We start from the raw sequence: 26,527 nt of genomic DNA, 5'->3' as shown, positions 1-26,527 counted from the left end.
ATCTGCGGCAGCACGAAAGTGAGGGTGAGCCAAACTGTCACCGGGATAAGCAGACCCACGGTCTCCGATCTCGCGGAAGCCCCGAACCACATGCCGAGAAAGCCGAAAACAAGCAGGTAGAGCGCGGAAGTCCCGTAGAAACCCGCGAGCCTAGCCCATCCGCTGGCGTCCAGCTGGAACTTCGGGAGCACCAGAAATGTCGCGGTGTTGATGGCCGCGGCGAAGAGCACGAGGGCGGCTATGGCGACAACCAGCGCGAGCGCCTTGGCCACCGCGAGATCGAGGGACCGCAGCGGGCGGGTTCCCAAGAGGGGCATGGTCCCCGCCTTCCGGTCGCCGGCGACCAGCTGGTGCCCCACGACGATCGCGGCAAGCGCCCCGATCAGGGACACGTAGGTGGCCATGTTTCGCAACAAAGCCAATGGCGAGGTGTCGAGGACCGGGTTGGTCGGGATCGGCTGGCCCTGGGCAGCCATGTATTCGGCGGAGCGAAGGTAGATCGCATTTACGGTGGAGGTTGCGGACCAACCCAGATATGCCGCGACCACCACGAGTACGAGGAAGAGCAGCGCCAGCAGCGCCACGGTACGTTCACGGGCGATGGTCGCGAGCGAATGCGCCGTCAGCAGCCGGATGGGCGCGTTTGCCATGGTGGTAGCCATCAAGCCGCCCCCTTGACCTGTAGCGGCGTGACCGACAGGTAGAGCTCTTCGAGGGAGCCTTCGCTGCCGTACCGCTCAGTGACCTTCTCGATCGTGTCGCGGAACACGAGCTCGCCCTGGTTGAGCACGCCGATGCTGGTGCAGGTTCGGGAGATCTCGCTGAGCAGGTGCGTGTTCATGAAGATGGTGGTGCCGAACTCGCGGTTGAGGCGGATGATCAGGTCACGCAGTGTCTTGATCCCCATCGGGTCGAGGCCCGAGGTCGGCTCGTCGAGGAACAGCACGTCGGGACGGTGCAGGATTGCCTGGGCGAGACCGATGCGCTGGCGGAGACCCTTGGAAAAGGAGCCCACGAGGCGTGGAGCCAAATCCCGGCATTCGAGGAAGTCGAGTGTCTCGTCGATGCGTCGGTCGGGGTTCTCCACGCCCGAAAGCCGGGCGAAGAAAAGCAGGTTGGCCCTGGCGGTCATCGTATCGTACAACCGGACGTTCTCGGGCACGTATCCGATATGCCGACGAGCCTCGAGGCTCTGGTCCATGACAGACTTGCCGCAGACCAGCGCAGTTCCCGACGTGGGCTTGAGCAACGTGGTCAGCATATGGATGGTGGTCGTCTTCCCGGCGCCGTTGTGGCCAAGAAAGCCGAAAACCTCCCCGCGCTCGACGGTAAGCGTCAGGTCCTTGACCGCGGCACGCTCGCCGTACCGCTTGGTCAGCTGTCTGGTTTCCACGACGACGGTGTTCATTTCGGCTCCTGACGATCGGTTGCTTGGCGAACCGGCTCTGCGGGTTCGTCCAGGAATTTGTCAGAAGTAACTTTCCCCCACCTGTCGCGGGTCTTACCGATCCGTAAGGTAGCCGGCTTCGCCCCACCTTACCGATCGGTAAGCCCGGGGACATGAGGCCGTATTGGCGCCGATCAAAAGGAGGGTGTCGAAACACGAACCTTACCGGACGAAAACCATGAAACGAACCAGCCTCGTCGGCGGGGCCCTCGCCGCCACCGCCATCACCCTGTTCTCGATTGCAGGTTCTTCGGCAAATCCCGCCCCGGCCGTGCTTCCGAAGCAGAACTATGTGGAAGCGACGTTCGCGGCCCGATTCCCGGTGGCCGGGCCCAATCTGGTCCTCGCGTTATCGGACCTGGTGGACGTCGAGCGCATGATCAGAGAAGCCAGTGCTGAAGAACGTGCAAGGCACCAGACTGCGATTTCGATACCTACATTGCAGGATAGGGTGGGATAGCCTGAAGTAGTTGCGAGAGTGGGCACAGCGAGCCACGAAACGGAGAAACGGAATGCATGGAATAATGAAGTTGGTTGGATTAGCGGTCATTGCCTCGTCGCTGGCAACCGTGGCCTTTGCCTACGAGGATCAGTGGCAACCCTCGAGCAAGACCTTGTCCGCTTACGTTGCCGAAGGCTACGCGCTATCGCAACCCGTCGTGCTGCACCTTTCCCCGTTCGACCGAGTGCAGTACCGCTACTACCTGATCAAGGGCCAAGCCATCGCCCAATGCACCGAGGACGTCACGACGCGTAAAGCCATTGTCGTGGACAAGGTATTGGCGTGCGCCGATCTGGCGACACCCTTCCAGAAGTAGTTGGGCGATCGCCGGCGTCGCTCCCTACTGGGGGGCGGCACCTAACGTTCGGCTTAGCGGTTCCTACTCGACCGGACCGTCCGCAGCCGCTTTATCGAAGAATGCCCCATCTGGCACACAGATATGGTGCCGTCGGTCTCGAGCACGGCCGATGCCACGTCCCCGATCGCGGCGACGCCGTGCTCTCGCAAAGCCGACTGCATCTCGGCCGCGCTGATCCTCTCCTTGCGCAGGTTCTCCTCCAGCAAGCGGCCATTTTCGACCAGCAGCGTCGGGCTGCCTTCCAGGAAGTGCCTCAACCGGTCGTCATTGGACACCAGTCGGTTCAGCATGAGGATAACCGCTGCACCCAACAAGCCGCCGACGACGCTGGTGTCCGGGCCGATCATGGCGTTCTGCACGACATTGGAAATCAGCAGGAGCGCGACGAGGTCGAAGGGCGTGAACTGCCCGAGCACCCGTTTGCCGGAAACCCGCAGCAGGCCGAGGACGACCACGAAGACGACGGCAACCCGCAACGCCGTGAAGACGATCGTCGCCGGGCTGCCCACCGCCTGCCAAAGCTGCACCTGGACAGTGTCGAACCAACTCATTTCCGGTCTCGCACTTGTCCGGAAACCGCCTGAGGATTGATAATGGCATTTTCCGCCACGCCGTCGCACCCTTTACCCTCGCCGGGAGGGAGACCTCTGCGTCGTCGGTAGAGCACAGCCACAGACCTGAGTATCCTTCCCCGTGCCCGGTGCACTCCCCCTACCCCAAGAGCCAACACGACGAGGCCGAGGACCAGTTCTATCTCCGTGCGGGGGTCAAGTCGGTTGAGCGAGCTTAGACCGAATCCGGCGAACGCAGCGGGCAGCAGATGTGCGGGTGCCCATACCAGGGCCGATCCGATGTTGGCGGCATAGAACGGCAGCGGCTTCATCCCGCTGGTCCCGGCGACGACCGGCACGATGGCCCTGATCCCAGGAAGGAAGCGCGCGACGGCGATCCCCGTCCAGCCGTAATTGGCGAAGAAGGCCTCGCCCACCGCAAGGACTTCCGGGCGCGCGGAGAACGGCCAGATTGTCGAGATCCTGCCGCGTTGCGAATGCCCGATCCAATACGAGAGCCCGTCGCCCAGCACGGCGCCGGCCGTCGCGGCAAGCAACAGGGGCCAGATCGGCAGGTACCCGAGGCCCGCTGCCGCGCCAAGAGCCAGGATAAACGCTGTTCCGGGAATGAACGCGCCCACGACCACCAGAGATTCCGAAGCTGCGGCAAGAAAGGTGACAAGGATGGCGAGCGTCGGATTTTGCTCGAGGAAAACGACGATGGACTGAAACGTGGCTTGCACGGGATCTCACGGGTTCGGCGGTAGGAAGGAGTAGGCCAACACTGGCTATATGCCCATGGCTAAACGACGCGGAGGTCCCCGGGTTTGTTGTGGCGCGCGGACTACTGGGCTTCGTTCCCTTCGGCACCGTCAGCGCCTTCGTTGGCCTCACCATTCTCTCCGCCCTGGTTGCCGTCCTCGGCCTCGCCAGCGGCTTCGTCGTCAGCCTGCTCGGCCGGTGCCGCCGCAACGGCGCCGGTCACAGCATCGACCGTCGCCTCGATCTCGGCACCGTCGGTACCGACAAGGCTCACGTCGTAGACGGGCATGCCGTTGACGACGTCGAGGGAGACTTCGACGACCTTGCCGCCGAACTGCGCTTCGGCAGCGGCCGAGGCCTCGGCCACCGTCAGCTTGACGTCGGCCATCGCCTGGACTTCGGCCTTGTTGGCAGGGGTGTGGTTCTCGGCCATTGCCGGCCCGATGGAACTAACGCCCACGATGCCCGCGAGCAAGGTTGCAACAAGTGCGATGCGCTTATTCATTTGGCTTCTCCATATGAAGGGAGCAACTGCGCTTCCCTTTCGAAGCCCAACCTAGGAGCGTCGCGTTGCCGACTCCTGTCCGTAAACTTACGGTTTCGCAAAGCTTGTAACCACTCCGCCAAAATCCGGACGCAGTATGAACAGAGTTCCCTGACCCCTTGGCCGGAGCGCATCAGGGCAAACTCAGTTGCGCCTCGAAGCCGTCGCTTCGTCCACTCGCCGGCGAGTGCAGCGACAGGTGCCCGCCAACCTGTTCCATGATGGCATCGACGATCGCAAGACCCAGACCCGTTCCCCGGCATGCCGTATCGCCCCGCGCGTAGCGCTGACTCAGCTTTGCCAGCAACTCCGCCGGGACGACGGAGCCGCGACTGAACACGCGCATGACGGCCCCCGGTCCGGCGATGACCTCGACGGTGGGATCCTTTTCCCCATGGCTCAGGCCGTTCTGGATCAAGTTCCTGAGCGCGATCGCGAAGGCGTCCGGATCGATCGGCCATACCATATCCGCGTCATCCAAAACCTTTAGGCTCACCCCGGGCCGCACCGTCGCGCGGCACCGTGAAGTCGCGAACGACAAGGTCGACAAAGGGCCCAAGATCGATGGGAACAAACACCTCTCCCGTCCAAGACCGTGGTTTCTGGGGCAAACCTGCGTTCGTCTATCAGCCTGACACCGATACCTATCGCTGCCCTGTCGGCGAACAACTCCAGAAGCGCCACGCCACGGTTGAGGCCCGCAAGCTCATCGACGTCTACTACAACCAGAAAGCCTGCGGTGCCTGCCCATCGCGCGGCCGGTGCACGGCGGGCAAAGAGAAGCGCATCCGCCGCTCGGAGCATGAAGCGGTGCTCGATGCCATGGAGCGTAGGCTCAATGCGATGCCCGAAGCGATGGCGACCCGCCGATGTACCGTCGAGCACGTTTTCGGCACATAAAAGGATGGAGGGGCGCCACCCACTTCCGAACGCGGGGCCTGAAAAACGTCGCCACCGAAGCCAGCCTGGCGATCCTGGCCTACAACATCAAGCGCGCCATCGCCGTTGCCGGCGTTGCCTCCACCCTCAAAGCGATAACGGAGTGAACCGAACCAACGCCCGTCACGGCAAAACAACCGGACCCAGCAGCTGCGCCGAGTTCTAACATAGCCTCCACCCCATTATGGACATCGCCCGCCCCTGAGCAGATCGGCAGCTTCGCGGCAACGCCGGGTATATAGTCGGTTGACCCCCCCGAAAAGATTCCTGAGAAGTGGCCTATGCCTTGAACGGACTATGCAACAGCTGCTTCCGTCGCGTCATAACGCTTGCACTTCGGTGAAAGAGGGCCCTCTGAATACGTCCGCACAATCAATTATCGCTGCTTGCGACGTACCTCGAACAGGGTGAGCACGAGCTTGCACCACCAATCATCGCATCCGGTGAAGCCGCGAGAAATTGATCAAGAGAGGACATGTGAAGAGCCTTCCGCGGAATGCTGTACAGCGCCGACAAGCTTAGCAGAGTCTGAGCGATGCCTAGGGTCATGACCTCCAACACGCGAACCAATGGATCGGGGGGCGATGCTGGTAAGCGCGCCGTTAACAAGTATGCCCGATAGGCGTCGGTATCTGGCCTCAGCGGCCAGAAAGCTGGTATCAGTTAAGACGTACTCACTTTTCGGAAGGTAGAGGATATATGGCCAAGCGCAAGCAAACGGTCGCAAGTACCGGTGTCGCCGGCTTGGACCAAATCCTCAGGGGCGGTCTGCCCACTTCCAATCTCTATATGCTGCAGGGCGCGCCTGGGTCTGGCAAGACGACTGCGGCACTGCAGTTCTTGAAGGCCGGCGTCGAAATAGGCGAGAGCGGTATCTACATCAGCCTTTCTCAAACGGCGGCTGAACTCGAGGCCATCGCGGCGTCTCATGGTTGGACCCTGGACGGTATCCGCGTTGAGGAATTGTCGGCTTCCGATGCCATCAACGGCGCTGCGGACCAAACCATTTTTCAGACCGGAGAATTGCGCCTCGATGAAACGCGAAAGGCGATCGAAAACGCGATCGAGGAGCATAAGCCCAAGCGGCTGGTTTACGACTCCCTGCTCGAAATCCGGCTGATCACCGGCGACAGTCCGAAGTTTCGCCGAGAGCTGCTCGGCTTCAAGCGCTTTCTGGCGCAGCGCAACGTCGTTGCGCTGTTGCTCGATACCCAGACCTCAGGCGGCGAGAGGAATGGCGAAGAAGTCGAGGGCATAGCCCACGGCGTTATCCGATTTGACAAGTCGCTGGAGGAGTACGGGGCCGTCCGCCGGCGTGTCGAAGTCAGCAAGATGCGCGGCGTGCCAATCGCCGATGGCTATCACGACATGGCCATTCGTGAGGGGCAAGGCGTTGTAGTCTTTCCACGGATCATTCCGGGCGCGGCAAAGGAAGATATGAAGCCACATTTGATCAAATCCGGTGTGGCCGAGCTCGACGAGATGTTCGGTGGTGGCCAGGAGGCCGGAACCGTGACCTTGGTCATCGGCCAGTCCGGAACGGGCAAGTCTACCATGGCCTCCCTTTATGCAACGGCGGCGCTTAAGCGGGGCGAAAGCGTAGCCCTGTTTTTGTTCGAGGAGCGCCTGGAAACGTTCTTCCGTCGCTCCGAAGGGCTTGGCATGGACCTGCGCCAGTTCCACGAGGATGGCCAGCTCGTCATCAGCGACTTCAACCCCAACGAGATTTCGCCGGGCGAATTTGCCCAGATCGTTCAGGAAGTAGTCACCCGGGAAAAGATTCGGGTCGTGGTGATCGATAGCTTCACTGGCTATCTCAATTCCTTGCCTCACCGTGAAAAAGCCGTGCGGGATATCCAGTCTCTCTTGAAATATCTGGCGCGCTCGGGTGTGTTGACCATGCTGATCGTAGCTCAACATGGCTTGCTGGGTCAGAATGTCGGCATTGATGTCGATGTGAGCTTTCTGGGGGATACGGTGCTTCTGCTGCGGATCGCCGAACACGAGGGGCGGCTGCGGCGCAACATTGCGGTTGTCAAGAAGCGCCATGGACCGCACGATCTTGATGTGCGGGAACTCATGATCCAGAGCTCTGGAATCTCCGTTGTTTCGTATAACCCGCTGCCCGAAACGTGATCACACCTTTGCAGGCGCCGGCAAATGATCTGGATTGGGTCCTGGTCCTCGCCCCGTACCGACGAGACGGTGCCTATATGGAGGCATTGCTCGTCGAACACGGCATGCCCGTGCAACGGAGCGCGGACGCACGGGAATTCGCCGACTTGCTGCCTGACTCGCCGGGCGTGATCGTTGCAACCCATGAGGCGCTGACCCCGGACGTGATCGAGGCCATTTCGCTGCACCTGCTGGTCCAACCCAACTGGTCAGAACTGCCCGTCGTGATCTTGCTCGACCGATCCGTCGCCTATCATCGCGTCCGCTCCTTGCTGGACAAGGCGTGGCCTGGAGCGCGCCAAATCTATTATCAACGTCCTGTCGCAGCGCTTGAGCTGGTCACCGGGATCCAGTCCGCACTCGCAGTCCGGCGCCGTCAGCGCGAGGTTCGCGATCATATCGACAAGGAGACCGAGTTTCGTCTCGAGCTCAATCACCGGGTCAAGAACATCCTCGCCACCGTCGGGTCGATCTTCCAGATGACCCGGCGTGGGGCGCAATCTGTCGAGGAATTGGCTGAGGATTTCGAGGGTCGGCTGGGCGCGTTGTCCAATGTTCACTCAGCGGTGTTTCAGGCCGGGGGCGAAGCGGTCTCGCTGACAAATGTCATCGACCTTACGGTGTCGCCCTATCGTATGGACGGGGATAGCCGAATCTGGGTGGAGGGACCCGACCTGATGGTCACGCGCGAGGCGGGGACCACCCTGGCCTTGTGCCTGCATGAGTTGACGACCAACGCCATCAAATATGGTGCACTTTCTGGTGACAAGGGGACGGTTTCGCTGACTTGGGGCATCAGCGACAATCCCGACCCGATCTTTACGATCAATTGGATCGAAAGCGGGGGTCCCCCTGTGTCCCCACCCGAGAGGAGCGGCTATGGCACAAGATACATTCGCTCCGCGCTAACGACCTTGTTCGGGCGGCCCCCGGAAATTTCATATGAGGTCCAAGGGCTTCGATTTACAATCAGTGGCCCCATGTTGAGCGCTTCAAGCGCGTTCCTTGAGGGCGCTTCTGCTGCTGTATTGTAAGGGGGGTCCCAAGACTGCCCGGCTTGGTCCGGCGGCGCAAAGTATTATTCCTCTCGAAGTGCAGCGCACTAACTGGCCTGGTGTTTTGCGCCCTCCTATTCTGCCACCGTTGGCGTTTTCGCCTCAAACTGGTCTTGTGTGCGGGTGTAGCTAGAATGCAGTTGCGCAACTGGGATGACTGGCTTTGAAAGAGCGCATTACCGTACGCATGACTTCTGAGATGATCGCGCGCACCGACGCTTGGATCGCGCACCAACCCGGCTATGTCAGCCGTCAGGATGCCGTCCGGCACTGCGTGGATTTAATACTCGGTCAGCCCACCCACGAGCGGGGACTTGGCAGTCCGTCCGGAGTGATGGGGCAGGACACCGCCGGCAGCGACGCGGTCGACTAGACGCGGTCTGTAAAGCGAGATCACTGTCGCGACGATCATAACGCTCCAACGCGCGCCACAAATCGGCGCCAACTTTGGAAAGCGCCACCGTCCGGGGGGCCGCGAAGACTGCGGATCATCATCCAACCGGCCCAAGTCGATGCGCAGCGAGTTCGCATAATATGCGGTATGGAAGCGGGCTTTCAGCGGACGCCAAATGTCTAGTCTATTGGTGCCGTGGAATGCAGGCTATCGCGATCAAGATAAGTTTGCATACAGAGCGAGAACTAACCGTCTTCGCGCAACCGATCCGCGGGCCTTGCGGACATGGCGGACCAGGTCGTAGCGGCCCCCGTCGCGGTCGTGACGATGATGATCCCGACAGCCAGCAGAACCAGTTGCAGCGGCTGCACGGCAAAGCCGATCTCAAGCAGGTAGGTGGAGGCTGCCCAGGCGCCGGCGAGGGCGATTAGTCCTGCCAGGAGCCCCGCGATGGCGCCCAAGAGGGCATATTCAATCAGAAACGCCAGGATCACGAAGGCGCGCCTGGCCCCCAGCACCTTCATGACAACCGCATCGGCCTCGCGTTGCTGACGACCGACACTAAGGGCGCCGGCCAGGACGAGCACGCCGGCGATAACGGCCGTTCCACAGACAAGGGCGATGGCGCTGATCAGCCCGTCGAACACGGAACGTACGCGAGCCAGTGCGTCCCCCACAGGCACGAAGGTCAATTGCGGCAGGGCTGCGATCAGATCCGCTTCTATGGCCGATGCCTCGCCGGGCGACGCCTTGATGGTGCCGAAAAAGGATTGCGGCGCGCCCTCTATCAGGCCGGGCGAGACGATGATGCGGAAATTGAAATCGGGGCTGCGCCAGTCGATGGTGCGGAAGCTGGCAATGGTCATGGTCAGTGGCCGCCCGGCGATGGAGAGGGTGATGGTGTCGCCCAGTTTAAGGTCCAGCGCGTCCCTCATTTCGATGCTGAGAGAGACCTGTGGGTGGCCCGTATAATCCGCCGGCCACCAGGCGCCCTCGTCGATCACAGTGCCAGGCGGAACCTCTGACGACCAGGTCATGGCCGTGTCGCCCCGGAATATGTCGGCGACGTCGCGAGGCACGTCTTCGCTCGATGGTGCTGGCGCTCCGTTCAGTTCGGTGATGATGCCCCGCAGCATCGGAATGGTCGTCAGCGTCTCGACCGACGGCGTCTCGGCGACGAAGGTAACAAGAGCCGCCAACTCGTCGCGATTCATGTCCAGCAGCACGAAATCGGGCGCCTCGGCGCTAACCTCGGTGGCAATCTGGTCATTTATGTTGGATTGGGTGGTGACGATGAGCAAAAGCAGGGACAGGCCCATGCCCATCGAGACCAGGACGGTGGTGGTTGGTGCGCCAGGCCTAATGATTGCCGAGACCGCCTGACGCAACAGACGCTGGCGTGGGGCCGGCATTTTGATCAGAAGGCGCCGCAACAAGGCGGCGGCGAGGCGCAATAAAGCAAAGGCAGCCAGAGTCCCGGCAAAGTAGATGGCCACCAGCCAAAGATCGTTGGCGATGAGCAGGGTGAGGCCGAACAGTCCAGCGAACCCGACAAGGAGCGGCACGACGAAGGCGGGTGCGAGCATGGCCCGCCAGGCGAGGCCTTCCATCGCGTTGCTCGATCCGGCGCGGAACAGCAGAGCCGGCCGGACGCTGCGCGCCTGCAGCAAGGGCACCCAGGAAAAAATAAGGGCCGTGACCAAACCGATCGCACTTGCGACCAGCATAGATCTAAGGTCCGGTGCGGGCGGCAAGTAGAGACCGATCAGGTCCGACAGCAAGGGGAGCAACGCCAGTGTCGCCACCGCGACGATCACCAGGCCAATGCCAACGGCGACAAGCGATAGGACGGCGATCTGAACCAGGAAGTGGAACAGCACTCGGCTGCCCTTTGCGCCGAGCGAACGCATGGTTGCAATAGCCACCTGCCGCTCGCCTACATAGGCGGCCACGGCATTGGCCGCGCCCAAGCCACCAACCATCAAGGATGAAAGGGCGACCAGCAGCATGAAATTGCCAAACACGCCGATGAACCGCGCAATAGTCGCCGTCGCCTGGCGGGGCGAGCGGATTTGCCAGTCTCCATCCGGGAATGCCTCTTCCAGCGCAACGCGTGCGGTCTCGAAATCGCTGTCGTCCAAGAGGACCTTGTAACGGAACTGGCTGAGCACGCCTTCCTCGCGTAGTCCGGCCGGTGCGAGCGCCGCGCTCGAAATCAGGGCGGGGGCCCCAAGCTGGAAACCCGCAGTCGCCTGATCGGGTAGCGTCTCAATAATACCGCGCAATTCGACATCGAGGGCGCCAATGCGGACGGTCTCGCCGACCTGCACGTCAAGGCGCAGTGCCGCCTGTCGAGAGAGCAGTAATCCGAAGCGGCCGCTCCGATCCGCAAGCAGGTCAGCCATGTCCTCCCCTTGCGCCTCGCCAGCCAGGCTGAGCTGCCCCACCAGGGGGTAGGCGTCGGTCACGGCCCGAAGCGAAAGGAACGCGCTCTTGCCGTTAGCCGCAGCCTGGGCATTTAGCTCGGTTTCGCGGCTGACACGCCCCAGCGCGTCCAGCGCCTCGACAACTCGGTTCTCGACATCGTTGCGCTGGGATCGTAGTTCCAGGTCGCCCCCTAGGATGAGCCTGGCATCGCGTTCGATGGCGGCCTCGACGCTGCTGCGCACGGCACTGACGGTGCCGATAGCGGCCACACCCAAGGCGAGGCAGGCCATCAGGATGACGAACCGTCTGGCGCTGCCGCGCAGGTCGATCAGTGCGACGCGCAACCAGCCTTGCAGGCGTCTCATAATACGGCCGCTTCCAGTTCGCGCAATTCCCCACGGTCCATGCGCATGCGGCGATGTGCCCGCATGGCGAGACCATTGTCGTGGGTAATTAGCAGCACGGCCATTTCGGTGCGCTGCGCCAGGCTGAACAGAAGATCGATGGCCAACGCTGCTGTTTCCTGGTCGAGATTGCCCGTGGGCTCGTCAGCCAACAGGAGCTTAGGGCGGGTCACGATGGCGCGGGCCAGACCCACCCGCTGTTGCTCGCCCCCAGAAAGGGCACTAGGCCGGTGGGTTTCGCGCCCGGCCAGCCCTACCTCGGCAAGCGCCAATTTTGCGCGCGCCCTGATCTCGGCCACTGGTAGGTCATCGAAGGCAATTTCGAGCGCCAATGCGACATTTTCGAGCGCGGTCATCGAGGGAATGAGGTGAAAGTTCTGGAACAGGATACCGATGTTCTGCCGGCGCATATCGGCAAGCTGGTCCTCGTTCAGACCCGCAAGGTCTGTGCCGCCGATAGAGACGATCCCGCCACTGGCTTTTTCGAGCCCGCCAAGCACCATCAGCAGGCTGGTCTTGCCGCTACCAGATGGCCCAACCACGGAAATCACCTCGCCCGGATTTATCGCAAACGTGATTGATTTCAGGATATGAAGCGCGCTGCCCCCCGACTTAAGGTGCAGGTTCATGTCCCATATGCGGGCGATGGTGTCGGTCATGGGAGCGGGGCCAGGATTTGGTCAGGACGATTGCGGTGGTAGAATTGGTTAAGACAAGATGGTCGCAGCGCGCGATCTGCGCAATGGCCCTGGTCGGCACGATTTTGGTATTGGAGCAGCCGGCGATGGCCGAAGAGCCCACCATCCTTCTTTATGGCGACTCCCTGCTTGCAGGCTTGGGATTGTCCGCCGATGAAAGCTTCATGGGCCAGTTGCAGGCAGCGATGGATGACTTGGGGCCTGAAGCCAAGCTAGTGAATGCCAGCGTCTCTGGCGATACCACGGCCGACGGACTGGCGCGGCTGGACTGGACGCTGGGCGTCAGGCCCGACGTTGTCATTCTCGGGCTCGGTGCCAACGATATGTTGCAGGGTTTCCCACCGGTCGAGGTGCGCGCGAACCTCGAAGCGATGATGGCGCGGTTCGATACGCTCGAGGTGCCGGTTCTGGTTTTGGGTATGATGGCCAATCGCGGGCTGGGCAGCGACTATGTGTCTGAATTCGACGCCATCTATCCCGAGTTGGCTAAAAGGCACGGCGCGCTGCTCTACCCCTTCTTCCTCAATGGAGTTGCGCTGGATCGCGAGCTCAACCAGTCGGACCTGCGCCACCCTAATGCGGCTGGGGTCGCGGTGATCGTGGCCAACATCATGCCACTGGTGAAAGAGTTGGTTCAACGGGTAGAACCCTGACGTTTCACGGCAGGACCTTCTGCACCAGTCCAACCCAAGCTCTTGGCAGGCGCCTAAACAGCCTGGGCTTGAAATAGGCGCTCGCAGCGCGCTTGGATATCTTGGCCAGGGTTGGGTAGGGCGCAATCATGGAGGCGACGGCTGAAAGCTTCACCTTGCCCGAAATCACCAAGCCCTGAGACTGATCATTTCGCCCGCGTGAGGCGCTACGATGGTGGCGCCGAGCACCTTTCCGCCACTCGCCAGGATCAGCTTGATAAAGCCTTCGGTGCGGCGCTCGGCCTGCGCCCGGTCGTTCTCGTCCATGTGTTCGACAATCACGACGACCTCACCATGCGTCTTTCGTGCCTCGGCCTCTCAGCCCTGTCAATCGGCGCCGGATAAGGGCCCCCTATCGGCGTGCAACAGGGGCTCTGACGCATATTCGCTGCTGTTTGAGAGGTCACGCTGCGCCGATCAATCGTGCTTGCAGCAGGTCAATCTTTCCACGCCCGTACATTTGGCGTTTCACCAGTTTGAGCTTTGTGATCTGGCCTTCGGTCTGCCCGTTGGACCACGGCGATAAGATCGTGGCCCGGACCGCCTCTTGGTCTTTTGTGACGCCGTTCCCGAAAGAAGCCACGAGGCTTTGAGAAGCGCGCTCAAGCCGCGACATCAACTTCTTCACGTCCTTCTTGCGGATCATGGCGTGGAAGTCGGCGATGATTTCACGCGCATCAACGAGAGATGGAACGCCCTGTTCGACGGCAGCGATTGTGGCGGTTTCCTATTTGGTGAGGTGGTCGCGTCCAATCGTCATCAGTCGCGCGATCGTGCGTGCGGAGGGGACACGCGCCAAGCTGCTCGCGTCAGTCTTTTCGGCACGACGACGGCGTGTCGCCCATTCGGATACGACCCTCAAGCTGCCGCGGTAACCTCGCTCTCTCATGGCGCGCCATAGAGCTGAGGCATTCCGCTTGCCGGCATCCCAATGGGCGTCGAGCCAGGGAAGCTCAGCCTCCAACGAGCTTTGGCGAGGCCGGAAGACGTCATTTCGTTCGCCGCGAACGATCCGGCGAACGGTTTGGCGAGCGTGACCGGTGCGCTTCACGATTTGCTTGATCGGCATCCCCTCCTTCCAAAGCGTCAGGACCGCAGTGTTCGCCTCTTCCCGATATAGATATCCCTCATATTGGAGGCGCTCGGCGGCGCTGAGGAGATCAGGATTGACGACGGCGGTGCCGATCACGGAGCGGATCTGGCGCATGGATTTACGCACGGCGTCGAGGAAGGCGCGGCTTGCGTTCTCCACGAGATGCCACCGATCTGCGGCCTGGGTTGCCTGGGGCAACGCCTTTCTGACGGCTTCACCATATCCACCGCCGCGATCACGGGCGACGATGCTGATCGACGGATGATGTCGTAGCCAAGCTTCCGAGGTTGCCGACTCTCGGTCAGGAAGCAGTATAACCGTCCGGCGGCGCTCCAGGTCGCACACAATCGTCCCGTAACGATGATTGCGCCGCCAGGCGAAGTCGTCGATACCGATCACGCCGAGCGTTTCCACGGGCGTTGCAGCGCGCCGTCGGACCACGCGAAGCAAGGTGTCGTTGCTGACCGGCACCATCAAACGCTCGGCGAAGCTGAAGGGCCGAGCGGCGGCTCGATCCAGCTGAGGATCGCGTGGTGGCCGGAGCGGCCGATATCGCCTTCGTGATGTGGGCGATCGCGCTGCTTGGTTAGGCGCTAGCCGACGTATGACAGCGAAACGGCAATGAGCGTTCCGTCAATATGCTGCCAGCTAGATTGGGCGTTTCTGTGGATGAGACCCTCTGCAGAAAAACGGACTGTGGCTACCCACCTCAATTTCTGACGGCGCCAAAGAAGGCCAAGGGCAAAGCATATTTCAGCCTGTCTGCTTTGGTATCTGAAGTGCGCTGCCAGCACACCATTGCCCACGAGAAGTTCGACTGCCTGTCAATCACGGCTATTGGCCATTGTCCGCATTTTGACTTGAGCTTCAATCCGTTCTCGCGGCGAGTAAGGCTGGAATGTCTGACGACGGCATAGGTCGACCCAAGAAGTAACCCTGGACCTCCGTGCAGCCTTCGGCCCGTAGCTGCTCAAGCTGCGCCAAGGTTTCGACGCCCTCCGCCGTTGTGGAAATGCCCAGGCTTGCTCCAAGACCGGTCACGGCGCGGACGATGGCTGCGTCGCCGCTATTGGCCGCCATATCTCGAACAAAAGACTGATCAATCTTGATCTTGTCGAATGGGAAAGACCGCAAATATGACAGCGATGAGTATCCGGTACCAAAGTCGTCCATCGAGATGCGCACGCCCAGTTCCCGCAACTGATGCAGGGTGGTGATATTTGCCTGGCTATCGCGCAGCAGAACCGATTCCGTAATTTCAAGCTCAAGCCGGTCGGGTCGCAAACCGGCCGAAGCGAGGGCGGAGGCAACGACTGGGGTGAGTTTGTGACCACGAAACTGCACGGCCGAGAGATTAACCGCGACGCGCATATGAATCGGCCATGTTGCGGCTTCGGCGCAGGCCTTGCGCAAGACCCATTCGCCAATCGGCGTGATGAGGCCAATTTCCTCAGCCAAGGGGATAAATTCTAGAGGTGAGACCATGCCGCGTTGTGGATGCTTCCAGCGCAAAAGGGCTTCAAAACCGGTCACCGCGTTGGTTTCCGTCGAAACGAATGGCTGATAATAGAGTTCAAACTCTCCCATGATCAGTGCGGCACGCAGTTCCATTTCAAGCTGCCGTCGCGCCTTCATTCGGGCGTCCATCTCGGACTGGAAGTAGCGAAACACGCCACGTCCTTCGTCTTTGGCACGATACAGCGCCATGTCCGCATTCTTTAGCAAGTCGTCGGCGCTCTCCCCGTCAGTGGGGGCGAGTGCTATCCCCACCGAGGCGCCGATGACAACTTGCTGACCTTTGAGGTCATAGGGTTTCGACAACACGTCGATGAGGCGTTCTGCCAATTGGCCCGCTTCGCCAGCATCGGCCAGGTCGCGCTGAATAACAGAAAATTCGTCGCCACCAAGTCGCGCTACCAGATCGTTGTCTCGCAACGCGGCGCGCAAACGGTCACTTACCTGTTGCAGCAACACGTCACCGACCGGATGCCCAAAAGTGTCGTTGACGTCTTTGAAACAGTCGAGGTCGATGCACAGAATTGCGGCGGGCTGGCCCTGACGGTGGACACGGCTCAGGGCTCGGCGCAATTCGTCGAGAAAAAGCACCCGGTTGGGCAATCCGGTCAGAGCGTCGTGATGCGCCATGAAGCTGACACGCGCCTCGATTTTGCGCTGCTCGGTGACATCGACGATAACCGCAAGGCGGGCCGGCAGACCGTGAAAGTCTACCTGGCGGGAAAAAACCCTGGCCTCAATGAGGGAGCCGTCTGCTTTGATCTGTCGCCACACTTCGTCAGTACCGGCCTCCAAAGGCCCCGAGGCAAATACCGTGCGGACAGACGACCTGTCGTCCTCGGGCAATAAATCATGAAGCATCAGGTTCAAAAACCGTTCGCGATCATAACCATAATGGGCAATGGCGGCCAGATTGACATCGCGCATGCCCAAAGTCTGCGGATCATAAACCACCATCGGCAGTGGGCTATCCTGGAACAAGAGCTTGAATGACTCTTCGCGGTTTCGGATTTCAGTGATGTCGAACAAACTCGCGGAAACCAGGCCGTTCATGGCTGCTGCCCGCATTGAGAAATGTCGGACGCCAGTTTCGCCCGGATAAACAAAATCGAACTCGGCAGCCTGCCCACTATTGTGGACCGCCACCAGCTTATCGAGCGCGCCTGTGCCTCTCAACTGAGGGAACAGGTCTGAAAGCAATTGCCACTGCAGTTCGGCGATCTCGCGCAGAACAAGGTCCGCCCCGCCTTGGTTGACCGCGATGACACGGAAGTCATCCGTCAAGCCGTCTTGGTTCTTTGTGGGCGAAAGCGCCAGCAGCCCGCCGGTGGTGGAGGCAAAAATGGCATCAACCATGCCGAACTGTTCCTCACGCGCCCGCACATAAGCAAGCAGCAACAACCCACCCCAGCGGTTGGCAAGCGGAAATACCACAAGATCGTAGGGTTTCACGACGCCATTGCGGACGGAAAAAGCCCGCATGTGAATTGGGTGTCGCGCCCGCATCGCCTCCTCAATTGCATCGAGAAGGGCATGGGCGCAATCGGGTGGGAGCGTCGATATATCCCGTCCAGCAGCTTCGATATCAACCCAATCATTGAACGTCGCACCCGAGAGGGCGATTTCATAGCGTCCACCCGAGAGCGGTCTAACAAGTGCAGTATTAGCGGCTGCTCGCCCGGTTCGACCCAAAACGGCATCCTCATATAGCGGCAGCGCACCGTGTCGCCGTGGCGCTGCCTGCCAATGCCGCTGCAAGACCTTTAGGTCGAGGGTCGCCTGCTCTTCTAAAAAGGTCGCGAAAGCCTTCTGCAATGGCGTCTCTTCGACAAGTTCTGACACCTTCTCCGCAGGCACTTGCGGCAAACTGGAGCCTGGCATCGCTGTTCCTATCCAATGAGACTGACCGCTTGCATGCAAGCGATTGATCGAATTGGGTATTAGCTAACTGAAGAGTGTTGCTTTGGCGTTGCCGGCGCTGTCGTAAAATTGACATGTTGGGTGGGGCTTACGATGGTCGGTGGCCAAAGCGACAAGGCTTAAAATGCAAGAAATTTACAATGGCATCAAACACTCGAGCGTCGCGTCCGCCCAGACATAAAGCCGGCGCAACTGCTAAAAATCACTTGGCTTTCGCATCCTAAAGCCAGCACGAAGGATATATTCGTGCTGCATTCGCATCGATAATTGAGCTGGCAGAAAGCGATCCAGCGGGGGGCTAAACATTGCAGGCTTTCGCCATAGATAAACGCTCGGGCGTCAGCTAGCATCATTGATTGGACCGGTGCATAGAGCGCTGACGTCTTCGTCCAGAAATCACGTTGGTTTTCTTGCTTATCTGGTGCAGGGACATCTGGAGACGCGAAAGCCACTACGTGCTCGGCGACGGCGAGTACGCAACTCGCCTTCCCGACAGCTACCAACGGGCTCGGTTTTAAGAACCTCATCTACATGGTCGTGGAGATCCTCGATTTCCACGAGAAATGGAAAGCCCGGAGGGCAACACCTGCCGCATTCAGTGACCGGCGTAAATTCTTTAATTTCCATAGGGGATGAGCGTCGTCATCGAAATGCATTCAGTATCCTGAATTTCAGAAAACTTTGATGTATCGGCTGTGACGCACCGGCACCCTAGACAGAACTATGCCGCCCATCACTGTTTACTCTGGGGCATAAATCACTTTACGTAGGCTCCAGTTCAGTCAGTGAGATTGGTCGGGAAACCCGCAGCGCTTGAAGATAGTGTTCATGCCATCAAGCGGCATTGGCCGCCCTCATCCCAGCTACACTAAACAGTTACGCGCAGCCGCCTGTGCAGGTAGTTCTCGTCGAACCCCGCGATCTTAACGAGCTTGCGAGGATCCTTGATGTTTAAGGTGCCGCGGGAAATTATCATGGCTTGGCTCTCGCGCAACACCTTAAGCACCCTGTTCAGGTGAACGGGCGTCATCCCTAGCGAGTCTGCCAGCAGCAACTGTGACAGCGGGAGTTCAAGTTCGTCCCCGTCTATTAGCCCGATATTGCGTGCGCGTAGATAAAGCTCGCACATCAGGTGGGCAACGCGCTCCACACTGCTGCGGCGTCCCATGCTGGTAATCCAAGCCCGCATTATGCCTTCGTCGATGAGCTGTGCCAGATACATAGCCTTCGCGATACCGCGATGTTGGTCCATAATCTCGTCCATCTCCAGACGCCCGATTGTGGCGACGAGGGCTGGAGTAATGACCTGGATGCTATGGTCCATTTCTGCAAGCAGACCGATATGGAGATCGCAGCAATCTCCGGGCATCAGATAGGCCAGCACCTGACGGGTACCATTGGGCAAAATCTTGTAGCGGCACGCCCAACCCTTGAGCATGACGAGCACCGGACCCGGCTGGTCTCCCTCCCGGATCAGGTCTGTTTTTATTGGAATTTCCTTGGCTTGCGCAGTCGCCGCAAACAATGCTGCGACCTCTTCAGATCTCAGTTTACTGAAGCCATTCAGCTTGTCGACGAAGCGGTTTGTCATGAAACACCCTGTCATGGCGCAGTTCACATTGACATTGTTCAAAGTTATTGTCGAATATTGATTTGAGCTAAAATACTTGCAGAAGTCGATCCAAATGCTGCAATCCATCAGCGCCAGCTTGAGTCCGGACGTTTCGACTGAAAAGTAAGCAGGCGCTGCACAAGCAATTTTCCTGTACATGATCCATGTTGCACACGCGTCGTGATCTGTCCGGTAGAGTGCTGACCATGACAGAGCACATTGAGATCAGTCTCCAGATCAAAACTGTCGACCCGTACCCCGTGTTGGCTTCTGTTGCCGGCCCGGTACAAGGGTTTCGGCGTCCAGTCGCCCTGTTGCTCGAAGACGAACCTCTGATCGCAATGGACGTCGAGATGACATTGGAGGGCGCAGGCTTTGAGGTTATCAACCTTATGTCGTGCGAAGCAGCGCATGGTTGGCTGGATCAGTACTTGCCCGATGTGGTCATCGTCGACATCGAGTTGCGAGACGGCCCGTGTACCGATGTTGTCCTGCGCTTGGTTGAGGGTAACATCCGGTTCTTGGTCCACTCCGGGGATCAACCCGGCAAGTATGCATGCACCCCCTTTGCGCATGGAGCCTGGGTGAGCAAACCGGCTGCTGCGGACGATCTCGCGCGTGCCGCAAGGGCAGCTCTTGAAATATTGGTCGCACACCGCCCTCCGCGGCTGCCAGAGCGACGCTAGCATCAGTCTAGGTCGAATAGACCCCCCGTTATTGATAATAAATGTTAGCTACCAATTTTGATTGGGAGCGAAAAAATGCTTCGAGAGACCACTGTTGTTTGGTGCTAATCCCGATTAACAATATGGTTCCATCAACAATATTTGTTCATCATTGGGAGGATTTGATTGGGCTATTGGCGGTTCGTGGCGTTTACGGGCTGTAGATTCAACAGCGCTTCGGAACACAAAATGCAAAATTCGATGTCTCGCCGTCGCCTTCTAAAATGGTCTGGAGTCACCGCCACCGTCATGGTCGCAGGTAGTCTCCTTCCCAATTTCGGGATAACCGCCGCCATGGCCGCCGATCTCGGTGAAGGTGATGTCGGTATTCTGAACTATGCCTACGCACTCGAACAGCTCGAGGCGGCCTTCTACACCCAGGTGATCGAGACCCCTTACGAGGGGATCACCGACGAGGAAACCGCACTCCTCACCGACATCCGCGATCATGAAGTCGAGCACCGTGACTTCCTGAAGGGTGCGCTTGCCGATGGTGCCATCCCGGCGCTTGAGGTCGACTTCTCTGCAGTCGACTTCACCGATCGTGCCAGCGTGTTGGGTACCGCAATGGTGTTCGAAGACCTTGGCGTTTCTGCCTACAACGGCGCCGGCAAGCTGATCGAAGACGTTGCCTACCTCGCCGAAGCCGGTCGCATCGTCTCGGTGGAGGCCCGCCACGCCGCTGCCATCCGCGACCTGCTTAATCCCAACAGCGTGTCCTTCGCCGGCGATGATATCGTCGATGAGAACGGCCTCGACGTCGTGAACGACCCGGCTACGGTCCTCAAGGCGGCGGATCCATTCATCACCACCGAAGTCACCGCAATGTCGCTGGTTTGAGGAGCAACATCATGACCATCCAAACCAACAATCTGATCGCCGCCCTCGACCCCGAGATCAAGGACATCCTTGTGTCCAATCGCCGGGAGTTCTTCCGCGGTTCTGCTGCCAAGCTCGGCCTGATGGCGTCTGCCCCAATCTTGCTGGCCATGACGGCCCAGAACGCCTTCGGGCAGGAACTGCCGCAGGACATCGTCGACGTCCTGGTGTTCGCACTGACCCTTGAGCACATTGAGGACGCGTTTTACCGTTCCGGTCTTGATGCTCCCGGCCTGATCCCCGAGGAATATGTCGGGATCTTCAACCAGATCGGCAAGCACGAAGCCGCTCACGTGTCGTTCCTGACCACCGCTTTGGGCAGTGCCGCCATCGAGCGCCCCGAACTCGACCTCACCGCTGGCGGCAAGTATGCTGACGCGCTCACCAATTTCGACACGTATCTGACCCTGAGCCAGACTTTCGAGGATCTGGGCGTGGCCGCATATAAGGGCCAGGCCGGTGTATTGGCCCCCAACGACGACATCCTGACTGCCGCGCTGCAGATCCACTCGGTCGAAGCCCGGCATGCGGCCATTGTCCGTAAGATCGGTGGCAAGAAGCCTTGGGATGGCGCATTCGACGAGCCAATGACCAAGCAAGAAGTGTTAGACGCAGCCGGGCCCTTCCTCGCCTAGAGCCGACTAAAAAAGCGAGAGTTGACCTCCTGACTTGACGCCGCCCTGGTTCCGGGGCGGCGTTTTTCATGAGGAAGCGCTTGGACTCCGCTGGGTGCTCGAGATTGCAAGGATCGTTACGCTGGTCTTGGCGTTAGGGCTATGCATTGTTGGAGTGCTTTATGGCAAAGATCACAGTATTGGTCGTCGAAGACGAGGCGCTGCTGCGAATGGCCACGGTTGCAGACCTCACCGATTTTGGCCTGGACGTCATGGAGGCCGCCAACGCTCGCGAGGCCATCGACATATTTAAGTCCGGAACGCGGTTCGAATGCCTGTTCACGGACGTAGATATGCCTGGCGATGTCGATGGGCTTGAACTGGCAGCCATGGTCAAGTCTGCATGGCCCCCGATCGATATCATCGTGACCTCGGGACATCGCGACGTCAAACCGTCGGACCTCCCGCCTGATGGTCTTTTCGTCGGTAAACCGTATTCCCCAGGCGTCGTGGCTGATCTTATCCGCACGCTCACGGGACGGGACGCTTCTCCACTCGAGTAGAGGTATCGACGTTCTGTGCAGATATTCTTCACTGAGCGGAACGAAAAATGGCCTGGCTGCTTAGGGCTCCGAACAGCCATACAACTGATGTCTGCTCTTCGAATAACTCGGCTGCGAGGACAGTCCTCCTCCCACCGTGCTGCCGGCAGTCGCGGAGGTGATGAAGAGGACGGGCCAGGTGACCCCGGGTCATTGTCTGGACGATCGGTCGATCGGTCGATCGGTCGATCGCTCGGAGTGCGAAGTGCCCTACCCAAGGGATACCGCCCTGTTGGGCATGGTCGCGCGACGTGTACACAAATGCCCTAGAGCTCAGTTCGAACCCCGGAATTTCCGGGAGTTTTAGAACTTGGTGAGAGCATGCCATTCTCTCTGCCATACCCAATAAAGACACAAGAACATCATTGCGGCCGGCCGACAGAAGTCCGCCGGACGATGGGCGTCGCTATTTCGTCCGGTCAGCCAAGCGGTCGAGGGCATTGGATAGGCCCTGCAGGGAAATGTTGAAAGCGAGGGGCTAGACTGGGTTGGCTGCCGACACGGTGACGTCGAGAGTCTTGCCGGCCCGGAGTTCGGCAAGGGTCTCATCGGTGATGTCGAACGGCGCGAGGCAACCCTGCTGGATGCAGGTGGAGAACACGCGCATGCCGCCGATTGTCGTTTCGCCGATCTTGAGCTGAGCGCCCTGCGCCAGCGACAGGCCAAGCGGCAGCAGCAAGACGCCGGTGAGCTTGTCGGTCCCATCCCTGGCAATCTCGATGGTCAGGAGGTGTTGGTTGGTCTGGCTATTGCTTTGCACCTGCCGGACCACGCAGGCGGTGACGTCTCCTGCGGCCTGGCAGACAACACTCCAGTCATTGTAGGTCTCGACCAGTGAACTGGCGCCGCCTGGCAGGGGAGCCGCCACAGCGGCACCTGCACCCGTCATCGACAGCAGGACGAGGCCAAGGAATTCCAGAGCGGGCGACGTTCGATGCGTATTTCAAAGTCCTTCAGGTCAGCGGTCGAGCCACATTGCGGCAATGCTGCCTCGGCGGTGGGCTTTAATTTGATGTACGTCACGGGACGGCAACGCAGCCGCCGCCGTCGAGACAGACTACGGCGTTCTCGCGGCTCTCGGTGCCGCTTTCACCAGAGCTGGCCCAAACCTGGCCGGCGCTGGGTGGCAGGGCGGCAGAACGCGCCTTGCCGAATGTTCAGCCGACATTAGCGGGCCAGATCATTTGCCGTCACCGCAATGTCGCGCCGGATGACAGTTAGGTCCGCACGGATGTAGCTGATGGCATAGTTGGCATTGGCAATGAGCCTAAACCTATCCCATAGACGCCGACATTGGAGAACTGGCCCCCATGGTCGAAAGCGAGCCGCTCAAGGTGTCGTTGTTGACGAGGCCACTGCCGCCTACCGTGTTGGTCAGCGCCGCATTGGCGTTGCCATAAGTTTTGGACTGGGCATCCGCCGTCACGGTGATGGCCCGCTGGGCGACGGACAGCGCATCCGCGCCAAAATCGAGGTAATAATCGCCTGCCACGCCGGCGGAATAGGTCAGCGCCAGCACGTTGCTGTCCCCATAGGCGTAGTTGCCGACATTGGTCGTGGCAGAAATCGCGCTGCCCCAGCCGACACTGACATTGCCAACTCCGACGCCGGCGCGCGCGATGCCGGACGTGCCGATCGTGTCGCCATAGGTGGCGGACATATTGCCCGACAGGCGGATGTAATAGTCGTAGCTCGGATCGATGACCAGGCTGCGCAGCAGCGGCGCGCCGCCCGCCTTCGGCGTGGCCCAGATATTGGCGAAATTCCAGCCGGTATCAATGAAGGTAAAGGGGTTCCGCATTCGCGCCGTGGTCAGGCCGGTCGCGCCGGAAGACGACCCGCTGCCGACGCCGTTCACCAGCCCGCTCGTCTGCGTATCCAAGTAGCTCGATGTAACGGTAACGTAGTTGTCGCCGATGAGGCCACCCTGGCTTCCAGACGCGCTGACCGCCCCCGTTGCATATGCCTGATCGACCGCTTCGTAGTTTTGGCCGATGACGCCCCCGACTGCCCCCCCGCCGCTGACGGACCCGCTGGCATATGCCTGATTGGCCGCTCCATAGTTCTGGCCGATGAGACCACCAACAATGTTTCCTCCGCTGATCGCGCCGGTGGCATAGGCTGGCCCGATCGGCACGAATCCCTTCGCGCTCCGGATGCCGGCGGCATCGGCGCCGGCGCTTGCCGAGGCGTCGATGTTCGCGCCGAGCACATAGCTGCCCGACAGGTTGGCGCCGACCAGCGCGAGCTGATGCAGGTTGGTGATGGTGGTGACGCCGTTGACCGGGGTGGCGGCTTCCGAGCGCAGGATCAGCCGCATGTCGCCCGACTGAAACCAGACATTGGTGAAATCCCAGCCAGCGTAGGAAGAGGCCTGACGCGCCTCCGCCGTGGTCAGGCCGGTTCCGCCCACACCCGACGATTGCCCGCTGGTCTCGATGTCCCAGTAGCTATCCGTGACCGCGCTCCCGCCATCGTATCCAACGAGCCCGCCGACAGAGTTTTGCGTCGAGACGCCGCCCGTGACGTAGGACTGCGTAATCGTGCCCGCGTTGTACCCGACAAGCCCGCCGGCGTTGTCTAGGCCGGAAACGCTGCCCGTAGCGTAGGCCTGCGTCATCGTGCCTAGGAAGTTGTTTCCAACGAGCCCGCCAACGTTGCTGTTTATACCCGAGACGCTGCCCGTGGCGTAGGCCTGCATGATCGTACCGTGGACGTCGGTGTATCCGACGAGTCCGCCGACCTTATCCTTCCCTATTACGCCGCCGGTAGCGTAGGACTGCGTGATCGCAGCGTTGCGGTTCAATCCGACGAGCCCGCCAACGCTGTTGGTGCCTGCGACGATGCCCGTGGCATAGGATTGCGTGATCGTTCCATTGAAGCTGGCTCCGACGAGCCCGCCGACGTTATTGTTTGTACTGGAGACGCCGCCTGAGGCCTAAGCTTGCGCGATCGTGCCACTCTGGTTGTATCCGAGGAGCGCGCCGGTGTATAATTGGCCTGTCACGCCGCCGCCGACAAGGCCGATATCGCGCAGCGTGCCGGAGGATTTCCCGACAAGGCCGATGTTGTCCGTACCTGGCGCTTCGATGGTCTTTGAACTGATAGTGTGGCCGAGCCGCTCCAGTGCGCCGGAAAATATGGTGCTCCCGTAGCCGATCAAGGCCCCCGTATAGGTCGTGCCGGTGGCATCGATATTGCCGGCCAGCGCATATTTGCCCGATAGGCCGTATTGAGAGACGGCTGTCGTGCTCGCCGCCACCCCGTCGATGCCATCGAGTTGGGCCATCGTGTAGACCAGGGTGTAGGCACTGCCGTTCACGCTCAGCGTGCCGCCAGCGTCGGCGGTCAAGGCGCTGCCGGTGGACGACAGATAGGCGATGCCGGCCGTACAGCCGCTGCCCGTCAGGCCAAACGACAGGTTGTCGGCCGAGCTCGCGTCATAGGCCAGGGCGCCGATGCCTCTGATGGTGATGGCTGAATTGATCGCCAGCGCATGGGTGGCATTGAGGCTGAGCCCAGCGCCCGCCGCGCCGCCAAAACTGATGGGCGCATTGACGGTGATGTCGTTGGCCGCGTTCAGCGTCAGCGTGGTGCCGGCCGTCCAGCTTAGCGGCGCGGCCACGGTGATATTGCCCGCCTGTGCGCCGCTACTGCCGGTGGACACGATGACATTGGCGCCGGACAGCGCGTTTTGGAACGTCGCGGCATTGATGACGCTGTCATCGCCGCTGGCCGTGAGGCCCGACTGGTTGCTGTCGGCCCTGTCGAGATTGTCACATTGTAGGGATCGAGCAATAGCGTGCCGAAGGCGCCATTGGTGGCCGACAGGTCGGTGAAGCCGGTATAGGCCAGCAAAGCCTTGCCCGAGACCTCAGCTTCGCCGCCATTGCCGCTGATGGTGGCGTTGGCGTTGATGCTGGTGCCGGCATCGACCGTCAGCGTTTCGGCATGCAGCAGAGTGCCAGTGCCCTGGCGCTCGCCGCCAATGCGGATGGTGCCGCCGCCGGTCGTGCCCGAGGCGTCGATCACCGCCGTTGCCAGTTCGATCTCGCGGCTCGCCACGGTCACCGATCCGCCCTTGCCCTCGGTGTTTCTGACGACCACGCGGCCCATGACGACAACCTTGCCCTCGCCACCGAACAGCGTGATATCGCCGCTGCGGCCGGACACGCCCCGCGCCTCGATTGTGCCAGACATATTGACCGCCTGGCGTGCCATGTCACTGGCCGCCGCCGCAGTCAGTTTAACCATGCCGCTATCAGCCGAGATGGTGCCGCTATTGGAAACCAGCGCATCGCTGCCGTGCCACTGGGTCGGGAGCGCAACCTGCAGAAACCCGTCGCCGGAGAGGTCCAGCGTCGCCTGCCCGCCCGACCCGACCGCCGCCTCGCCCATGGGCACGGTGATGGTGCCAGAATTGGCAACCGAGCCGCCGATCAGCGCCATATAGCCACCGCGCTCGATGGTAATCGTGCCGGTATTGGTAACGGGAGCCGAAGCGCCATTGCCGGTAAAGCTGCGCTGCCCCGCCATGAAGTCCGCGTCGGATATGCGCAATGTCGACGCCACGAAGGCGCCAGTATTGACCGTGCCAGTCGAGGTGATGGCAATGCCAT

24 protein-coding genes and 4 pseudogenes are annotated in these 26,527 nt (G+C 60.4%); 11 read left to right on the top strand and 17 right to left on the bottom strand.

The features are described 5' to 3' along the window. Together WH91_RS17655 and WH91_RS17650 are read right to left on the bottom strand one after the other, a co-directional pair. The coding region (locus WH91_RS17655) for an ABC transporter permease (protein WP_046172310.1) at positions 1-662 on the bottom strand (662 nt) is incomplete at its 3' end. Beyond that, the gene (locus WH91_RS17650; protein WP_046172309.1) at positions 662-1,408 is read right to left on the bottom strand and encodes an ABC transporter ATP-binding protein; all 747 of its coding nucleotides are present in this window, start codon (positions 1,406-1,408) and stop codon (positions 662-664) included. The genes WH91_RS17655 and WH91_RS17650, both read right to left, overlap by 1 nt. Positions 1,409-1,625: 217 nt before the next feature. Between WH91_RS17650 and WH91_RS17645 the strand changes: the two genes are divergently transcribed. Then, positions 1,626-1,907: a hypothetical protein gene (locus WH91_RS17645; protein WP_046172308.1), complete on the top strand. Its 282-nt coding sequence runs from the start codon at positions 1,626-1,628 to the stop codon at positions 1,905-1,907. Between the two features lie 64 nt (positions 1,908-1,971). Further along, on the top strand, positions 1,972-2,265 hold the full coding sequence (locus WH91_RS17640) for a hypothetical protein (protein ID WP_144408385.1): 294 nt from the start codon (positions 1,972-1,974) through the stop codon (positions 2,263-2,265). A 53-nt stretch (positions 2,266-2,318) separates the two neighbouring features. On the opposite strand, the gene WH91_RS17635 is transcribed toward WH91_RS17640, so the two are convergent. From WH91_RS17635 to WH91_RS17620, 4 genes are all read right to left on the bottom strand, one after another. Beyond that, the gene (locus WH91_RS17635) at positions 2,319-2,858 is read right to left on the bottom strand and encodes a DUF421 domain-containing protein (RefSeq protein WP_046172306.1); all 540 of its coding nucleotides are present in this window, start codon (positions 2,856-2,858) and stop codon (positions 2,319-2,321) included. Then, positions 2,855-3,601, bottom strand: coding sequence for a DedA family protein (locus tag WH91_RS22775; protein WP_052952930.1), 747 nt, complete (start codon positions 3,599-3,601; stop codon positions 2,855-2,857). Before WH91_RS22775 ends, WH91_RS17635 begins: the two co-directional genes overlap by 4 nt. A gap of 101 nt (positions 3,602-3,702) precedes the next feature. Next, entirely contained in the window at positions 3,703-4,125 is a 423-nt protein-coding gene (locus WH91_RS17625; protein ID WP_046172305.1) for a PepSY domain-containing protein, read from the bottom strand. 172 nt (positions 4,126-4,297) lie between these two features. Continuing rightward, a complete protein-coding gene (locus tag WH91_RS17620; RefSeq protein ID WP_046172304.1) occupies positions 4,298-4,630 on the bottom strand; it encodes a sensor histidine kinase in 333 nt (110 codons plus the stop codon). A gap of 98 nt (positions 4,631-4,728) precedes the next feature. On the opposite strand from WH91_RS17620, the gene WH91_RS17615 reads away from it, so the two are divergent. From WH91_RS17615 to WH91_RS17600, 4 genes are all read left to right on the top strand, one after another. Next, positions 4,729-5,064, top strand: a complete 336-nt coding sequence (locus WH91_RS17615; protein ID WP_082102248.1) for a transposase — start codon at positions 4,729-4,731, stop codon at positions 5,062-5,064. A 738-nt stretch (positions 5,065-5,802) separates the two neighbouring features. After that, on the top strand, positions 5,803-7,239 hold the full coding sequence (locus WH91_RS17610; protein ID WP_046172303.1) for a DUF7125 family protein: 1,437 nt from the start codon (positions 5,803-5,805) through the stop codon (positions 7,237-7,239). A gap of 8 nt (positions 7,240-7,247) precedes the next feature. After that, complete coding sequence (locus tag WH91_RS17605; RefSeq protein WP_046172335.1) at positions 7,248-8,312, top strand: sensor histidine kinase; 1,065 nt, start codon at positions 7,248-7,250, stop codon at positions 8,310-8,312. Positions 8,313-8,496: 184 nt separating this feature from the next. Next, positions 8,497-8,706, top strand: coding sequence for a ribbon-helix-helix domain-containing protein (locus tag WH91_RS17600; RefSeq protein WP_143078130.1), 210 nt, complete (start codon positions 8,497-8,499; stop codon positions 8,704-8,706). A 266-nt stretch (positions 8,707-8,972) separates the two neighbouring features. On the opposite strand, the gene WH91_RS17595 is transcribed toward WH91_RS17600, so the two are convergent. Together WH91_RS17595 and WH91_RS17590 are read right to left on the bottom strand one after the other, a co-directional pair. After that, on the bottom strand, positions 8,973-11,519 hold the full coding sequence (locus WH91_RS17595) for an ABC transporter permease (protein ID WP_046172301.1): 2,547 nt from the start codon (positions 11,517-11,519) through the stop codon (positions 8,973-8,975). Beyond that, complete coding sequence (locus tag WH91_RS17590) at positions 11,516-12,217, bottom strand: ABC transporter ATP-binding protein (RefSeq protein ID WP_046172300.1); 702 nt, start codon at positions 12,215-12,217, stop codon at positions 11,516-11,518. The genes WH91_RS17595 and WH91_RS17590 overlap by 4 nt, the downstream gene beginning before the upstream one ends. A gap of 83 nt (positions 12,218-12,300) precedes the next feature. Here WH91_RS17590 and WH91_RS17585 point away from each other — a divergent pair, with 83 nt between their 5' ends. Beyond that, complete coding sequence (locus WH91_RS17585) at positions 12,301-12,909, top strand: arylesterase (RefSeq protein ID WP_046172299.1); 609 nt, start codon at positions 12,301-12,303, stop codon at positions 12,907-12,909. Positions 12,910-13,074: 165 nt separating this feature from the next. Here the strand turns inward: WH91_RS17585 and WH91_RS23665 are convergent. From WH91_RS23665 to WH91_RS17570, 4 genes and pseudogenes are all read right to left on the bottom strand, one after another. Next, positions 13,075-13,254 (bottom strand): annotated as a pseudogene (locus tag WH91_RS23665) (dihydrolipoamide dehydrogenase); the annotation flags it as partial. Positions 13,255-13,351: 97 nt separating this feature from the next. Continuing rightward, positions 13,352-14,533: pseudogene (locus tag WH91_RS23660) on the bottom strand (ISL3 family transposase); the annotation flags it as partial. A 375-nt stretch (positions 14,534-14,908) separates the two neighbouring features. Then, complete coding sequence (locus WH91_RS17575; RefSeq protein WP_082102246.1) at positions 14,909-17,437, bottom strand: putative bifunctional diguanylate cyclase/phosphodiesterase; 2,529 nt, start codon at positions 17,435-17,437, stop codon at positions 14,909-14,911. Positions 17,438-18,344: 907 nt separating this feature from the next. After that, positions 18,345-19,247, bottom strand: a complete 903-nt coding sequence (locus tag WH91_RS17570) for a Crp/Fnr family transcriptional regulator (RefSeq protein ID WP_199533542.1) — start codon at positions 19,245-19,247, stop codon at positions 18,345-18,347. Between the two features lie 47 nt (positions 19,248-19,294). Between WH91_RS17570 and WH91_RS17565 the strand changes: the two genes are divergently transcribed. The 4 genes from WH91_RS17565 (at position 19,295) to WH91_RS17550 (ending at position 21,869) form a co-directional block, all read left to right on the top strand. Beyond that, positions 19,295-19,774 (top strand): response regulator, encoded by a 480-nt coding sequence (locus tag WH91_RS17565; protein ID WP_158409595.1) that lies wholly within the window; start codon positions 19,295-19,297, stop codon positions 19,772-19,774. Positions 19,775-20,014: 240 nt separating this feature from the next. Then, positions 20,015-20,653 (top strand): ferritin-like domain-containing protein, encoded by a 639-nt coding sequence (locus tag WH91_RS17560; protein WP_199533541.1) that lies wholly within the window; start codon positions 20,015-20,017, stop codon positions 20,651-20,653. A gap of 11 nt (positions 20,654-20,664) precedes the next feature. Beyond that, positions 20,665-21,327, top strand: coding sequence for a ferritin-like domain-containing protein (locus WH91_RS17555; RefSeq protein WP_052952928.1), 663 nt, complete (start codon positions 20,665-20,667; stop codon positions 21,325-21,327). 161 nt (positions 21,328-21,488) lie between these two features. Next, positions 21,489-21,869: a response regulator gene (locus WH91_RS17550; protein WP_046172297.1), complete on the top strand. Its 381-nt coding sequence runs from the start codon at positions 21,489-21,491 to the stop codon at positions 21,867-21,869. A gap of 445 nt (positions 21,870-22,314) precedes the next feature. On the opposite strand, the pseudogene WH91_RS17545 reads toward WH91_RS17550, so the two are convergent. From WH91_RS17545 to WH91_RS25965, 5 genes and pseudogenes are all read right to left on the bottom strand, one after another. Further along, positions 22,315-22,797, bottom strand: a pseudogene (locus tag WH91_RS17545) (invasion associated locus B family protein). 384 nt (positions 22,798-23,181) lie between these two features. Continuing rightward, positions 23,182-24,714, bottom strand: coding sequence for a GLUG motif-containing protein (locus tag WH91_RS17540; protein ID WP_046172295.1), 1,533 nt, complete (start codon positions 24,712-24,714; stop codon positions 23,182-23,184). 42 nt (positions 24,715-24,756) lie between these two features. Further along, positions 24,757-24,813: pseudogene (locus tag WH91_RS26225) on the bottom strand (GLUG motif-containing protein); the annotation flags it as partial. A 33-nt stretch (positions 24,814-24,846) separates the two neighbouring features. Continuing rightward, positions 24,847-25,575 (bottom strand): hypothetical protein, encoded by a 729-nt coding sequence (locus tag WH91_RS17535; protein WP_143078133.1) that lies wholly within the window; start codon positions 25,573-25,575, stop codon positions 24,847-24,849. Then, entirely contained in the window at positions 25,518-26,516 is a 999-nt protein-coding gene (locus tag WH91_RS25965; RefSeq protein WP_345840346.1) for a two-partner secretion domain-containing protein, read from the bottom strand. Before WH91_RS25965 ends, WH91_RS17535 begins: the two co-directional genes overlap by 58 nt. Positions 26,517-26,527: the final 11 nt, after the last annotated feature.

The sequence above is a fragment of the Devosia psychrophila genome (assembly GCF_000971275.1).
Taxonomy (GTDB): domain Bacteria; phylum Pseudomonadota; class Alphaproteobacteria; order Rhizobiales; family Devosiaceae; genus Devosia; species Devosia psychrophila.
Note: the sequence above shows the minus strand (reverse complement) of the source record. Positions and strands in the feature narration are given on the sequence as shown.